Source organism: Verrucomicrobiota bacterium (assembly GCA_039027815.1).
Classification (GTDB): domain Bacteria; phylum Verrucomicrobiota; class Verrucomicrobiia; order Verrucomicrobiales; family JBCCJK01; genus JBCCJK01.
Genome location: JBCCJK010000004.1, coordinates 81580 through 96892, shown reverse-complemented (window position 1 = coordinate 96892; position 15313 = coordinate 81580). Strand labels below are relative to the sequence as shown.

Sequence of the window (15313 nt, the reverse complement as noted above, 5' to 3'; positions counted from 1 at the left end):
TTCGAAGAGCTCGGGTTACCACAACCTAGGACTCTTCCCCTTCAAGACGCTCCACTCACAGTAGAATACGGCACTCTCAGGCAGGAATATCTCCCCTCTCTTCCACCCCTTCTGAAAAAACCAACTTGTTCAGCGCTTCCAAAACGCTCCACCCCCGCCGCGGCACACCGGAAATGCACCGCATGGCCGCGCTTCAGATAATCCATTTCGAAGGGCGGAACCGCCATCACGCCCGCCTGCAGGGCAGCAAGAGCACCGCGCAGCCGCCGCAAATTGTCCGGCGAGACACTCAACACGAAATTGATGTCACGGCTACACTCCGCTCCGCCGTAGAACACGCAGGCTTGGCCGCCCATCGGAAGACAATCGACGCCATTCTTTTTCATCGAAGGAAGGACTGTCGTAATCGGGTTCGGGATCAAGGCTGCCTCCGAGGAGTTGATAGGTGGACCCGAGTTTTCCGCTTTCGCGCCAGCGATCCTGCGGGGTCAGGCGGAACCACTCCTGCCACTCATCACTGGATTCTATAGGAAAAGGCCTATGATTCCCTGGCCGCAGTCAAACGAAGATCCAGCTTGCTTAAACCGAGATCGTGCCCCCTAATACCAAGCTGCAGAATTGGCTGGTAGAATGGCCGAGTGGATTTCGGGCCAGACCAAGGCGCGACGAGGGCGCGGTGCAGGCACCGTAACCGAGGAGCAACGCTGGGCTGGCTCCAAAGACTCCGGCTCTTCCTTCCCCGCGCTTCAGCGCCTCTTCCCCACAACACCTCCCCTCCATTCTTCCAGTGAATTCTGGAGGTTGGTATCAAACCTTTCCGCATGAAACGCATTCTTATCACTGGCGGGGCCGGATTTTTGGGATCCCACCTCTGTGATCGCCTGATCGAGCAGGGACACGAAGTCCTCTGTCTCGACAACTTCTTCACCGGACGGAAGCAAAACATCGCTCATCATCTCGGACACCCCAGCTTCGAACTCATTCGGCATGATGTCATTGATCCCTTCAAGGCCGAAGTGGACCAAATCTACAACCTGGCCTGCCCGGCTTCCCCGGTGCACTACCAATACAACGCCATCAAAACCATCAAAACCTCGGTGGTGGGGGCCATTAACTGTCTCGGCCTTGCCAAACGCACCAAAGCTCGAGCCTTCCTCGCCTCGACGTCCGAAGTCTACGGTGATCCGGATGTCCACCCCCAGCCCGAAAGCTACAAGGGCAGTGTCAACCCCATCGGCATCCGCTCCTGCTACGATGAAGGCAAGCGCTGCGCCGAAACCCTCTACTTCGACTACCACCGGCAAAATGGAGTCGACATCCGAATCGTGCGAATCTTCAACACCTACGGACCACGCATGAACCCGGAGGACGGCCGGGTCGTCTCCAACTTCATCGTCCAAGCTCTCAAAGGCGAAGACCTCACCATCTACGGAGATGGCTCCCAAACCCGGTCGTTTTGCTACGTGGCCGACTTGGTAGAAGGCTTCCTTCGCTTGATGAATCAAGAAGAAGTCCTCGGCCCCATCAACCTTGGCAACCCCGGCGAATTCACCATGATCGAACTGGCCGAAGCCGTCCTCGGAAAAATCGGCGGAAAATCCAAACTCACCTTCCTCCCCCTCCCCTCAGACGACCCCAAACAACGCCGCCCCGACATCGCTCTCGCCCAAAAGCATCTCAACTGGAGCCCTACGGTAAATCTTTCAAATGGCCTTGACCGAACAATCGAGCACTTCCGCAGAGTTCTCGGCCTGAGTTGACACGCCCTCTGACAAGGCCGCTTTCCACTGGGTGTGCCTGGCAACCCCAAGCGCCCGGATCAACTGATCGAAAGACCGAGACCTTCCTTTCCCAAATCAGTTCGTCGGTTGGCAGGGTCGCGGTTCTTCATCCTGGAAGACTTTTGATCTTTTCGGTAGCTTCGCTTTTTCGTCCTCGAGGGACCCGCCGATCTTTTTTCCTTGGGCAAACGCCAGGCCACCCCCAGGAGCGTGGCAAAGTAAAATTGGATGGACGGGATTTGCAGAGGGAAATCGACCCAAGCATGGAAACAAACCAAGGCCAGAGCGAGCAGCAATCCCCGAGTCATCACCCAATTCTCCGCCTTCCGCCGCCAAGATCGATCCCTCCAAGTGGCTAGCAGTATCCCCCCACCAATCAGCCAAATCCATAGGCCCAAACCCCAAATCCCCCACTCAATCCTCGTTTGGAGGTAATCATTGTGCAAATAGCGCCAAAAAGACCGCTGCGCAGAGCGGTCTCCTTGGGTCGTCATAAGCGCTTCATTCTCTCGCTGAAAGAAAGGAAAGACGTAACGAAACGAGCCCGCTCCGAAGCCCCACCTACCGGCATCGGAGATCATCGTCTCGGCGGCTTCATAAGCGTCTTGGCGACTCCCGAGCAACCCGGATTCCTCCTTCGAACTCTCTAAAAAGTGTTCCCACCTCTCAACCAGCTTGACCGTCCCAATCGAAGCGACTGACACCACGCTCACTAAAAGGATCAAGGTGATTGCGATCGTGGCTCGGGCTGAACGGAACCTCTCCCGAAGGGGACGCCAGAACAAAAAAGGAATCAAGAGGAGAGCCACAAGGCCCAAAAAATGCCCCGCCTTGGAGGAGTTCACGAACAAAGCTGGATAAGAAAGAAAGAAAACAGCGCTCCAGGAGGCGGCCCGAAGGGGATTCTTTTCCAGACGCGGCACGCAAAGCAGCTTTGCCAGAGCGAGGGGCCAGCAAAGATTGAGAAAAGCCGCCGCATTCGCATGGTAGCGGTAGGCGGCAAAGAATGTCTGTTCTACCTTTTGGTCTGTCCAAAGCATCGTCTCCACCCCAAGGGTTTTTTGAGCGATGCCGATCAAGGCCACCACCGCTCCGCAAATCGGAATCAGGGTCAAGATTACTTCTCGAAAAATCCTTTTGCGCGCTAAATCTGCAATCGCCAGCAGCCAAAGCCCCAGCATGGAAAGGTATCCCGCGAGGACCACGGTCCCTTCTTGGTGAACAGTTCGAGGAAACCCCTCCCGAAACTCCGGCTGAGGCAGAAGAACAAACAACTCAGGAATGAACGCATGGCTACGGTTCCAGGCCTGGAACCAGACGAGCCCAGCCAGCAGGAAAATCGGCGCCAGCAGCGCTGCGGAGATGCGGGGCATTCGGCCTTCTTTGATAAGAATCGAGATCCATAGAGTCACCAGCACAGCCAGCAAAAAGCCTAGAACATCTCGGCCATAGTCTGTGGTATCCCAAAAGACGGTTGCCGTATTGGCGCCAAGCGAATGCGAAAGCGGAGCCCAAAGGAAAGCGGCCCCACTTAGCCAAAGGAAGGCCTTCTCAAGCGAGCCAAGTATTGGCATGGGCCTTTACGAAAACTGAATCAACGAACATGCTGCGAAGGAGATCTATCCTGATGGCACCCGGACTGGGAACCAAAATGAAATCAAGGAATGGCGGTGTAAATTTTGACCGGAGCCAAAGGTCCTAGATTCTACTTCTCTTGGCTCGGAAGGTCAGGCTCCTTATCAGCAAGGTCCCCCAGTCTGCCACTATACCCCTAGAGATTGGTATCAATCCATCTTTTGGGAATAATAGTCTGACTGTCCGCCTGGGCCATAGTATCCATAGTAATAACCATACTTCCCGGCATTGTTGGTGGGGGGGAGACGATTGGCTATCACGCCAGCTGGACGAGTCTTGTTTGATTCGAGGATTTTTATTGACCTCATGAGTGCCTTGATCGGAGTTTTCCCCATGAAATAAACCAAAACCACCGTTTGGGCAAATCGGGCAATGTGCAGCGAATCAGACACCACGATGATGGGTGCCGAATCGATGATCACCCGATCGTAATTGTCCCGTAACTGCTTGAAAAAATCCTGAACCTTGCGGACGCCAAGCAACTCCGCTGGGTTCGGCGTCGGGGCTCCTGAGGGGATAATCGAAAGATTTTCTACTTCTGTCTCGTGGGTCACCTCGGAAAGCTTCGATCCTTGACTCAAGAACTCCGAAATCCCCTTGACGTCTCGACCGATCCCCCACATTTGGTGCTGCACGGGACGGCGCAAATCCATATCGACGAGGACTGTCTTATCCCCCTGAAGAGCAAAAGCGGCCGCGATATTTGCCGAGACCCAACTTTTCCCCTCGCCCGGATTGGAACTGGAAACAAGAAACGTTTTCCGATCCTCCATATCTCCTAAGTAGGACAAAGAAACGCGAAGGCTTCGGATCGCTTCTGCCTCCAGCGAGGCAGCCCGTTGGCTATGGGAGGTTACCAAAGCAGGGGCAAAGTCCGCTCGCTTCTTTCTTTGCTCTCCATCCGAAAGCTGCCGAACATCGGCGTCCTTCGAGGAGGGTATGGCACCCAACACAGACAGATTCGAAACACTTTCTAGCTCGTCCACCCGTCGCACCGAAGAATCAAGGAAACCGAGAAGAAGAATGAGGCCCGCTCCTAAAGCCAATCCTCCGACCCCTCCCATTGTCATCATTTGGAGGCGGTCTGGTCCCGAGGGAGCTGTTGGGAGTTGGGGGCGATTCGTGATGGCGAACTCTTGGGTTTCAAAGTCTTGAGCAAACTCTCCTTCGGCCGAAATGTTAATGCGATTATTGAGAAAGGCCTGGCGATTCGCCAAATTATTTTCCAGGATATCCGCTCGTCCTTCGACCAAGGTCAAGAGAAATTGAATTCGCTCATTTCCCTCTAAGCCTGCCAATTCCACCGACTCTTTGCCTTGCCAAAATTCCTTCTCCGACGGCGAACGCCTGAGAACTCGGTCATATTCTTCCAAAAAGCGGCGCTGGAGTATCGAAAGAAGTTCCACCTGCTCAACAAGCTCAGGCCAACGAGGGAGATACTTCTTCTCAAGAACCGCTATCGAAGTCTCCACCCCCCGGATATCCTCTTTCAAAGTAAGCAGCTGTTTGTAGGTATTTAAGGCATCACGAGCCCTTTCCACTTCTTCCATGATGGACTCCGTCTCGGTTTTGATGTAGTCCACCGCATCGGAGGTCTTTCCGGCCGCGATATCTCTCTGCATCCGGTGATACTCGCTGAGCAAACCAATCGCGATGGCTTGGGCCGCCTCTGGGTCTGAATGGGTGACAACAATATCAATGAGGTTCGTTGCGTCACGTGCGGCAACCCCGATTGACTGCTGCACGATGGAGGTCACTTGTTCCACACTGGCCGCCTCTTCGGATTCTGCCTCTTTCTCGACCCACGGGGTCCAATTTTTCGATTTCGGTATGATCGCGTCGAGCGAGCGAACGTCTGGCCTTTCCGCAACTGACCGAAATAAATCACCCATCTGGAGCTTCTGCACCACAGTCGATATGACTGACTGCCCCCCCATGCGAAGCTCCTCACTGTCTCCGATTTCAGCACCTCCATTGCTTTGTCGTTCGACCTCAATCGTGGCGACCGAGGTGTATTCGTCAGGACTAGCAGAAACCACGTAATAAGCCACACCCAACCCAGCGAGCAGGGTGACCGGCAACAACCAGAGCCTGCGAAGGAAAAGGTAGTAATAGTCTTTTAGGTTTCGGGAGCGGCCGTCTCGGTGGGCAGCCTCGATATCATCCTGATCCATCCATGTCGCATAGCCGGCGGATGACTGAGAAACGGGTTGGGAAGGGACAGACAAAGAAGGGGGTTGATCAAATTTTGGCGATTGCACGGCGAGAAGGGAATTGAGAACTTTAATAAGAAGGGTGGTAAATTGGGCTGGGACTCGAAGACAGTCCGTCTGGACCCGAAACCAGCGAAGCTCTGAAGATCAAGCACACAGATTGCCGGATCCGTTAGAACATTCGTTCACCAACAATGATTTTATCGCCATCCTGAACGATAAACTCGGAACCAGATTCGCGGCGCACGTTGAAGGTGAAGGTCTGCGTTCGTCCATTGATTTCGCGCTTGACCTCTACGTCGCTTTTGTCAGCGATGTCAGTGAACCCGCCAGCGGTGGTGATCGCTGTTAGGAGATCAAACTTCATATTGGGAGGGATTTCGAGGACTCCCGGAGACGCCACCTCGCCCGAAATGGCGACGAAGCCCATTTTCCCAAAGCCATAAACCACGATCGTATCTTCGTCTTTGATAGAAAAAGAAGCGCTTCCATCAAGGTCGAGCATATAGGTCTTGGTTGTTCCAGCCACCAATCGCACGACTTCAATTTTTTCCTTATTGGCGTTTTCGTCCAGACCTCCTGCCGCTTCGATCGAGGTCCGTAAATTGAGTTTGGTGGTATCCTCGAACTCATAACTGCCAGCGGCTCTGACACTGCCAAGGACATTGACTTGCTTTTTTCTCTTCTCGAGGATGCTGACAGAAACTTGGGCATCGCGGATGAAGTCTTGCTCCAGGCCTGCCTCGATGAGAGCCGCAAATTCGGTCGTGCTTTTCCCGGCCGCGTCCAGGGCTCCCAGGAGAGGGATGACAGCCTTTCCCTCGGCTGAGATGAGGATGCTTTTGGTCAGCGAATCCTCTCCGAAAACATTCAGGGAGATCACATCACCCTTCTTGAGGACCTCCCTGGCATCACCCTGAGCGATTCCAGACAGAGGTGCCCACGTCAGAGCAGTGCAAAATCCCAGTATCAACGGGCATCGCGAGTAGATTCTAGAGACAAACATCGGCGAGAAAATGGCGTGGATTGTTCGAAAGGTAAACACAAAAAAAGGGGGGCGCTGTCAAGCACCCCCCTTTCCCAAATTTTTCTCAGCTGAGCTTGCCCTAGGGCGCTTCAGGAGACGCGATTTGTCGCGCGATCTCATTCAAAACTGCCTGACTTTCGAAATTGGCTCCACCTCCGCTGCCGGAGAGCGACAGGAAAGTTGCCGCACCCGACGAGGCAGCCACGGTTGTCACAACAAAGGCACTGGTCGGCAGGGTCGTTGGTGGGCTAGTGAAACCCACCGGCTGGGCCGTGATGGAAATTCCCGTCGCGCCATCCGGCAAGGCCACGGTGAAGGTGCCATCCGCGTTGGTAGTTCCACTGATGGTGAAGGTCTGGCCGTCGACCACGTAGGTGACCTCCACCTCCTGTTGCCCGTCACCGGCATCACCGGAAACGACTTCAGCAGAGTTTGCGATTAGGATTGCAGAGAATCCAATGAGTGTGGACAAAAGAACAGTTTTCATTTTTTGTTATAGTTTTGGGAACTTCTCAAAAGGTGGCGCTAGCTTTGGCTCCGATCAAGTGTTGATCGTAGCTTGAAAGGGGATCGGAAGAATCATTTTCATTGTAATTGTAAAACACGGAAACGGTAACGGGCGCGACTGGCACGTTGAGCGTCTTAGAGAGACTCACCCCTCCACGAAAGAAATCATCCTCGCGGTCGGTCGAAACCGCTGTCAGTGAGTAATACTCTGCGTTTTCGTAAGCGAAGAAGGCGGTCGCCGAAACGGAGTAGGGGAGACTCTGACTCACGTCAAAACCTACTCCAACCGCGTTGTAGTTTTGATTTGCTAGGGACACAGAAGAATTCCCGTCTCGATACACTGATGTAGTAAAAGTAGTCAAGGGACTGGGCTCCCAAACCAAACCGCCCCGGAAACTAAGGTTCACGGGGTCATCCTCCGTCACACCGCCACTGTCGTCGATGGAGCGGAATTCGGCTCCGACGCTTGCGAAAGCACTTGTCTTCGCACTGATTCGCCACTTCACTCGTGCTGTAGGCTCAAGAATGAACTGTTCGGAGGAGACATCAGCTTCTTCATAGCCAACTCCCAAACCAAAACCAAAATCCATCTTAGGGGCAAACCCAGGACTGAGGAAGTAGGCCAAATCGGCGGAGTAGGATTGGTAATCTGACAGACCCTGCGCCCCACTAAAAGACTGTTCAAAATCCCGATAATCGACGCTGGCCGAAGCTTCCAAATAACCGCGGGGGAGATCCCGGGTAGCAGAAAAGATCAAACCGTAGTCAGAGCTGTCTGCCGACCTTTCTTCCCGAATCCGATTATCGAGGGAGGCAGTGTTGCCGTTATTGAGCAAGAAATAAGCGCTCAGTTGAGCAGTGGTTTTGGCGCCGTTTAGCGCTGCGCTAGCCTTCAGGGAAAAATCGACATTGTCTCGATCAGTGTCGATGTCATACTCAAAAAAGTCGACATCCGCACGGATGGCCCACTCGAAAAGAGTTTCGCCCGGATCTGCCGAGCTCACCACGATCCCCAAACCTGCATAATATTTCACCGCATCCGTTTCGAGGGCTGCAGTCCGGTTGAGGTTGGTATCGTAGGTGATCCCCAGTGAAGGGATCAGATCGAGGTTGAGGGGGGCGATTCCGAAAGAACTCGATGGACTTTCGACGAAGGGCAGCGGTTCTCCACCGAGAGTAGCAGTGAAGGGAGACAGACCCAGAAACAGAGCAATGATTTTAGCTTTCATGAGCAAAGGTTGAGCAGTGGAAGGCTCGGTTAGGTTGGCTGTAAGTCAAGCCAAAAACTTAGAGCGGTGATTTACAAATTGAGAATTTAGCACCCCCTCAGCAGGAGCAGTGGATGTGCCAATCTCTCGCCGAATCATGAGCTTATCGGGGCAATCAGGGCACAAAAAGAGCTGCTTTTAGATCGACGGTCGCATCAGATCAACAGGCAGGCCCAAATCGCTGAGTTTTGCTTTTGGGGAGAGTAGTGCGCAGGACACACGAAAAGTTTCGACGGCAATCAGAAATTTTGGGAGACAGCTGTTAAAACTACCTCTTCAAAAAAAGCCCTGGCCTCAGGATAACCCTGAGCAAACCTCACTCCTACCCGCAACCGAATCGCCGGAAATTTCAAGGTCCTGCTGGCTGCAATTGCAAAACGAAGCCCTCTCAGATCGCCCGATCCTAGGAACGCGAGCGCATCGCCCGCCCTCCACCCGAACCAAAGGCCCTCAAACAAGTAAACTTTCTTACCATCCACCGAACGGTAGAGGGCCGGACGAACGATGAGGGAAGCTTTTCCCTGAGAGGCGATCCAAGGTGGGTAGACCTTTTCCTCCTTGGAGCCCACACTTTCCATGCAGACGGAAGGATCATGTCCTCCTATTTCATACCATCCCGATGAGGACGCGTCTTCCCAGTGAATCAAATACACTTCAGCTTCCACACCATCTTGAAGATACACCCCGCTCGAAACCTCTCCCCCCGCGTAAGCCTCACGAACTGCTGAGCCAACTTCAAGGAGTTTCAGCCCCAGGCGCGGCGATTTTTCGAGGGCAAACGGTTTTTCGGTTTCTGCCGCTTCGTTTGACTGCCTGAACCAAGAGAGTCGACCCACCTCAATCACCACGACTCCAGCGCTCACTAAGAACGCAAGTTTCCAACCATTCCGCCGCAAGGGATGTGTCGGCATGCCCTCATTCTCTGTTTCTGCACGGGGGTTGGCTGTAAGGCTCTCTGCGACAGTCTGACCCACCTTTTCTTGGCTCGAGATCACCTGAACCCGTTTTCTGGCCGACTGACAACGTCGGATCCAAGCCGCGACGACGACCAAGGCCAAACAAGCGCCTGAAAATGTCCATGGGGTGATGCTGTCATGCAGTCGCTGGAAAGCGACCGGTCCTTCCGTCCAACGAGTCTCAGCCAAACAAACCACTCGGATGAAATTCGAGACCAACGTCAAGAGCGCCGCCAACGGAATCAGAAGAAAGCGACCCCACCAGCGGAGGGTCATCATCTCCCCCAACGCCACTGCGACAAAAAGCAGACTCTGAAAAGACCGAATTCCACTACAGCCCTCCGTCACCTCTACTTGCTCCCCCATCGAGACCAACCAACGCCCTACCCTTTCCACAGGGCGTCCTGCCAACTCCATCCATCCGACCCCAAGTGCCATGGTAGTGTCGGTGAATGCTTCGACGAGCCAAACTTCCAAGCCTGTTGGTAAGGGCACAGCCAAAAGGGACAAGAAGACCAGCGGCAACAAACGCAGACCCAATGAGAGCTTTGGTCGCCAAACCCAAAAACACCAGGCGGCCGAAATCAACACGACCAGCGAAGCGTGGACCCAGAGGGCCAAACGCCAATACGGATCCACGGTCTCCACGACCCTCAATGCCCACAGGAAGACTCCCAACCCTAAGGCAAGAAGGAGCCATCTCACAGCCCAGGAGCGAGGGTTGCCCCCCACCCTCTCGCCTCCGACCAACCTGGGCTGAAAATGATCTGGGTTGAATCTGATTTCGTCCCGCCGAAAAAGAAAAAAGACCAAAAGGGGTGGAATCAGCCAAGCATACTCGTAGGTCTCCTGGGCCAGCCAGGTGGCAGCGCAAACAAAAAAAAGCTGGCCCCAAAGAAGCGCTAGTACCAGCCAAAACGTCAGTGAAGGCGAAAAGAACTCTCGCAGGGCGATTTTCGTCTGGCTAAAGGAAGGCACGGTTGTCGATGAACACTAAAAACCACCACCACCGTCAACTAGCCGAAAAGCCGATTTCTAACCCGAAGATCGACACAGATGTCCGGACGGCCTTTCTAAACACTTGAACGACAAGCCACCGATAGCAGCAACGAAAAGACTTCTCTCTATCTACACCCAACAGAGGGCTAGCCTCACAGCAGCATGAGCGCCCTAACTCAAGACCCTTTTCGGCAACTGACTACGAAGAAATTTTAATATGGAGAAATTTTCAATTGCGCTGGTGTAGGCAGATTTGAGCTGGGAAGTTTTTGGAAAATCCACATGCCATTCGGTCTTCAATCTTCGCCACCATGTCGCGCTATGATCAGTAGGCCTTTTTACAAGGAACTAGACACTGCCAGGCGGTTCTCCATAGAATCCAAGTGTCCAGCCAAGGCGTCCAGCGTTCCAAATAGACGACATCCCATCGGACTCGGTGCCGCACATCGTTGCGAGTCCGGGTTTCCCCACGATAGCCTTTGACTTGGGCTAGGCCAGTGATGCCTGGTTTGACAAAGTGGCGGACGGCATAGTTGGCGGTCTGTTGAGCGAATTCGGCATCATGCTCAGGCAAATGAGGACGGGGACCTACAAGACTCATCTGTCCTTGAAGCACGTTCCAGAACTGAGGCAGTTCGTCGATGCTCAATTTCCGCATGAGAGCACCTAAGGGGAAGACTCGAGAGTCGTTGGTTGTCACCTGTTTGCTATCTTCTCCATGATCGACATGGAGCGAGCGGAATTTGTAAATCTTGAACCGTTGCCCACCTCGACCACTTCGCTCTTGCTTGTAAAAGAGAGGCCCTGGGCTTTGCCAACGATGGGCGATCCATGCGAAAGTGATCATGAGCGGCAGCACAAAGCTCAAGACGACTGCCGAAATTCCAATGTCAGCTGATCGCTTAACCATACGATTCAAAGGATCCTCCAAAGGTTCCGTCCTGGGAGAAAGAATTTCCAGCCCCCCCACGCTCGTCATGGTTAAACTCCGCCCAAGGCGTTTTGGGACATCATTTACCAAGACAATCCGCAAGCCCTTGGCTTCGCAGAAATCCATCATGCGGCGGCCAAATTCTCGTGAGAAATCCACGCTAGGAACGACCACTTGGCTGATCCCGAATTCGCTCGCTACCTTTTCCAAATCTTCTAATGTCCCCAGCCAACCAACAGATAGCGCTTCACTGGGATTGTTGGGAATTTCCCGACTGAGATAGCCCACGAGCCTCGACCCCGGATACTGCCCCGCATTGATTCGCCTCCGAAAGTCTTTCAGCGTGGACCCATCGTCGTCCACCACCAACACCTTCACGGGATCACGCCCAAAGCGCCAGAGAAGGAAACGCAAAACAGGGCGGGGAAGATAACGATTACAGTAATAGAGCACCGGGTAGGCCCCAACAAGCAGCAAGCCGAAATAAATTCTAGAAATGCCTAGATCCTTCATCCCAACCAAGAAGAACGACAGTCCAAACCCAATTGCCACCGTTTGAGAAAGAGAATTTCGAGCGATATGCCTTGGCGCCAGCTCCAGCAACCACCTCAACCGCTCCGACCGCAGCATCGCCTCCACCAAAAGGCTCGCCACGATCACGACCAAGTAGACCAAGTAGTCCGAAGCATCCACAGTGGACCAGCCGCGCACCAACTTGAAGCCCAACAGCAAAAGGCCAAAATAGAGCGCTACCACCACGGCCTGACAGAGGACGTGGACACGATACAAGCCGGAAGCACGGTTGGTGAGCATGGCAAAAGCAAGCGTGGAGCGAAAACAACGGGAGCAGAGCTTGTGCCGCTAAAAAAGCAAATTGCGATTTTGTGAAAAAACCGCCCCTTAAAGCAGGCTTGAAGAAGGAGCGGAGGTGTAATACCAAGCTGCAAAAGAAACCGAGAGGATACCCCGTGGATTTTGGCGCAGACCAAGGCGCGCCGAAGAAGCAGGGTTACCACCGTGATCTTGCGCCTGCGCAGGACACCGATTCTACTGCCCGCAAACTTGAGCGCCTTTTCTCCACCCTAGCTCTCTGGAGGCTGGCATACCCCAACAATCCTGCTTCCGCCCTTAGCCTCCCGATTTTTCCGGCTTAGCAAACCACTCGCCACGGAACCTCCACAAGGCCACAGGGAATTGCCATGCCGCGTTGAAATAGCGGGGGATGAACGAACGTGGATTGTTCAAAATGCGCAATAACCAGCCCAGATACAGCCGATCCGCCCATGGAGGAATATTGGCCTGCCCTCCACTCAGAAAAGCGATCGCCGCACCCGTGCAGATGATGGCGGGGGACTGATTGTACGTGTTGTCACTTGACAGTTGGTCGTTTGTAGCAGCTTCGCCGTTCTCCTCTTTTTCTGGACCCGGAAAAATGGCAACTGAAGTCCCCCCAGCAGGCGAGCCACAAAACTCCTTCTGCAGCCAATAGCCCAACTTCTCTTGACGCCCTCCCCCAATGCAGACCACGATCCAGTCCGGTTTCACCTCGCGCACCTTCGCAAAAGCCCCTTCGTCGCGATACTCCCCGTCAGTCCGATAATACGGTGCCTCATAAAAAAACTGACTTCCCCAAGGAAATCCCCTCGAAGCCACATAGTTCGCAATCCGCTCTGCCTCCTGCCCATTGGGCACCACCCAGAGAATCCGCCGTTCCTGCATCGGCACCGCACCTTTCCCTGTTGGAAGGGTCAGTTTCTGAACAATCTGCAGGCCTGAGATCCGACGGCAGTTTCGCCCCACCATACGCAGCAGCATCGCCACATAGCCTCCATCCATGACATTCCAAGCCGCCTCACGGTGTGAGCGCAACAACTCCCCGTCCACCGCCGCCTGAGCCAGCGAAGGCGCAGAAGGCACTCCTAACATCCCACCCTTGGAATCCAACTCGCGAAGCAAATCTTCCGCAGGCGCGTTCCAGAAACGCATGCTGAGGAAGGTGAAATTTGGAGAAACGTTCACAACTTTTTATCAATTCAACAACTTCACAGTCACCTGAGCCACTTTTGCGCCTCGGTCGGCGGTTGGCACCCAAGGCGCAAAATTCCAAGCTCTTTCAGGCTCTTTAAAAGCATTTACGATTTTTGCGCTTTCGATTACCCTTCAGTGACCACCTCACCTCCATCACTCACCTAAACGAACATTATATTCATACCTACATATGTCAATTTGACTTCAACCCTCATAGCTTTTGCTAGTTCTGCTTCCACCTCACCCCCACTTGCGCTGCAGGATTCCCAGAAACAACCTCATTCTCCGGCACACTTTTCGTTACCACACTCCCCGCCGTGATTACAGCTTCATCGCCCACAATGACACCGGGACCTACAAAACTTTGCGCTCCCACCCAAGCTCCATCCCCAATCGCAATTGGCGCATTGCGGAATCTGAAAGTCTGATCCCGGAAGTCGTGGTTGCCTCCACAGAGAAAAGCTCGCTGGGAAATGCAAGCACTCGCCCCAATCTTCACTGGTTCGAAATTGAGAATGAACACCTCTTCCCCCAGCCAACACCAATCGCCGACCTCCAGCTTCCACGGAAAGTGAATGTTTACCCGAGGCTTGATGGTCACTCCTGCTCCCACCTTTCCCCCAAAAACCCGCAAGACCAAGCACTTCAGCCGCGACGGCCACGGCAACGGACTCAAGAATAAAACGCATTTTAGGACATACCACACCGCTTCGACAGCCTTCGACCGTCCCCGGTCAAAGCCGACCGAGGCGTCAAACTGATCTAGACGGGTATTGGACATGGCGATAACCGGCAGCGAACACCGCGATCAAAAATCTCTATAATTTAGGAACGCTGTTTGATCCATCGTCGAAGCTTGCCTGTGTTCTTCTCTGTAGCTGCGAAGAACAAGTAGCTGACGAGATAGAGCAAAATGACGACAGCCCCATAAACTCCGTACGACTTCATACCGGGCCACATTCGATCTACATTCCCAGAAATAAAAGGAACAATCAAGATCGACAACACGGGTAAATGAACAAGATACAGTGAATAGGAGAACCTCGAGAAAAATTCACCAAGCCTCATCATAAGGGACTTTCGTCTGAACTCCAAAGACGCCCACACGCACACCGCAAAGACGGCTCCGAGCAAATACTGTCCGCACCAGTTCGGAAGTCCGACGGAATCGAAAAAGGCGACACGCAGGGCCACAAGACAGGCCAGTGTCGCGGAAAGCGACCCCATCAACACGACCACTGCGCCAATCCCCCTGATCGGAAATCGCTTCCAGGCCAGGTAGGCGACGACGCCCAACAACCACACGCCGGACAAGACAAGAATTTCCCGATTGACAATAATCAGACAAAGCACCCCGACGAGGCCACCAATCACCCTCGACCATAAGCCAGCGCGGGAGAAGGCAGTTACCCAAACACCTGCAAACAGAACGTAATACCAAAACTCATACGCCAGACTCCACAACGGGCCATTCGAACCAAAGGGAGGAACAAAGATCGTTTGCAGGAATACGAGATTCCCGACAAATGCCCCCACCCCCAGAGAGTCCACCAACGGATGATGCTGGATGTGCGCAAATCCCCCTTGGTGGACGAAATGACTGTCGGAAGCAATCTGAAGAGCTGTCAGGTCCAAAATACCGGTCAGAATTATCGCCGGTATGAGCACAATCCAAAGCCGTGTAAGCCGGGCAAACAGATAATCCCGCCACGACCACGTCTCGTTGGAAACTTGATCAACCACAATTCGCCCCACCACCAAACCGCTCAACACAAAAAAGAGAAGAACTGCCTCGTGCCCGAATTGGGTGATGAAATAAAATACTTTCGTGACCAAATTCGGGCTCTCGATTTCGCCGTAATCAACAAACAGATAATGCCGTGCGTGCTCCAAAACAACCAACCCCGCTGCAATGGCACGGTAAAGATCAAGCAAAGGAAAGTAGACCGGTTTCTGCGCTAAGGAAGG

At 53.5% G+C, this 15313-nt stretch carries 12 protein-coding genes; 2 read left to right on the top strand and 10 right to left on the bottom strand.

Going from position 1 to position 15313, the window contains the following annotated elements; translation table 11 throughout:
• Positions 1–41: 41 nt before the first annotated feature.
• A complete protein-coding gene (locus tag AAF555_02605; protein ID MEM6910449.1) occupies positions 42–422 on the bottom strand; it encodes a hypothetical protein in 381 nt (126 codons plus the stop codon).
• Positions 423–821: 399 nt separating this feature from the next.
• Between AAF555_02605 and AAF555_02600 the strand changes: the two genes are divergently transcribed.
• Both AAF555_02600 and AAF555_02595 read left to right on the top strand, forming a co-directional pair.
• Positions 822–1760, top strand: coding sequence for a UDP-glucuronic acid decarboxylase family protein (locus AAF555_02600; protein MEM6910448.1), 939 nt, complete (start codon positions 822–824; stop codon positions 1758–1760).
• A gap of 842 nt (positions 1761–2602) precedes the next feature.
• The gene (locus AAF555_02595; protein ID MEM6910447.1) at positions 2603–2929 is read left to right on the top strand and encodes a hypothetical protein; all 327 of its coding nucleotides are present in this window, start codon (positions 2603–2605) and stop codon (positions 2927–2929) included.
• Positions 2930–3565: 636 nt separating this feature from the next.
• Here AAF555_02595 and AAF555_02590 read toward each other — a convergent pair.
• The 9 genes from AAF555_02590 to AAF555_02550 form a co-directional block, all read right to left on the bottom strand.
• Complete coding sequence (locus AAF555_02590) at positions 3566–5590, bottom strand: polysaccharide biosynthesis tyrosine autokinase (GenBank protein ID MEM6910446.1); 2025 nt, start codon at positions 5588–5590, stop codon at positions 3566–3568.
• Positions 5591–5801: 211 nt separating this feature from the next.
• Positions 5802–6674 (bottom strand): SLBB domain-containing protein, encoded by an 873-nt coding sequence (locus AAF555_02585; protein MEM6910445.1) that lies wholly within the window; start codon positions 6672–6674, stop codon positions 5802–5804.
• Positions 6675–6735: 61 nt separating this feature from the next.
• On the bottom strand, positions 6736–7143 hold the full coding sequence (locus AAF555_02580; GenBank protein ID MEM6910444.1) for a hypothetical protein: 408 nt from the start codon (positions 7141–7143) through the stop codon (positions 6736–6738).
• A 25-nt stretch (positions 7144–7168) separates the two neighbouring features.
• Positions 7169–8392, bottom strand: coding sequence for an outer membrane beta-barrel protein (locus AAF555_02575; GenBank protein MEM6910443.1), 1224 nt, complete (start codon positions 8390–8392; stop codon positions 7169–7171).
• Positions 8393–8670: 278 nt separating this feature from the next.
• The gene (locus tag AAF555_02570) at positions 8671–10365 is read right to left on the bottom strand and encodes an exosortase/archaeosortase family protein (protein MEM6910442.1); all 1695 of its coding nucleotides are present in this window, start codon (positions 10363–10365) and stop codon (positions 8671–8673) included.
• Positions 10366–10711: 346 nt separating this feature from the next.
• Entirely contained in the window at positions 10712–12130 is a 1419-nt protein-coding gene (locus AAF555_02565; GenBank protein MEM6910441.1) for an exopolysaccharide biosynthesis polyprenyl glycosylphosphotransferase, read from the bottom strand.
• Between the two features lie 315 nt (positions 12131–12445).
• A complete protein-coding gene (locus AAF555_02560) occupies positions 12446–13336 on the bottom strand; it encodes a WecB/TagA/CpsF family glycosyltransferase (GenBank protein ID MEM6910440.1) in 891 nt (296 codons plus the stop codon).
• A 232-nt stretch (positions 13337–13568) separates the two neighbouring features.
• On the bottom strand, positions 13569–14126 hold the full coding sequence (locus tag AAF555_02555; protein ID MEM6910439.1) for a WcaF family extracellular polysaccharide biosynthesis acetyltransferase: 558 nt from the start codon (positions 14124–14126) through the stop codon (positions 13569–13571).
• Between the two features lie 44 nt (positions 14127–14170).
• On the bottom strand, positions 14171–15280 hold the full coding sequence (locus AAF555_02550; protein MEM6910438.1) for an acyltransferase: 1110 nt from the start codon (positions 15278–15280) through the stop codon (positions 14171–14173).
• Positions 15281–15313: the final 33 nt, after the last annotated feature.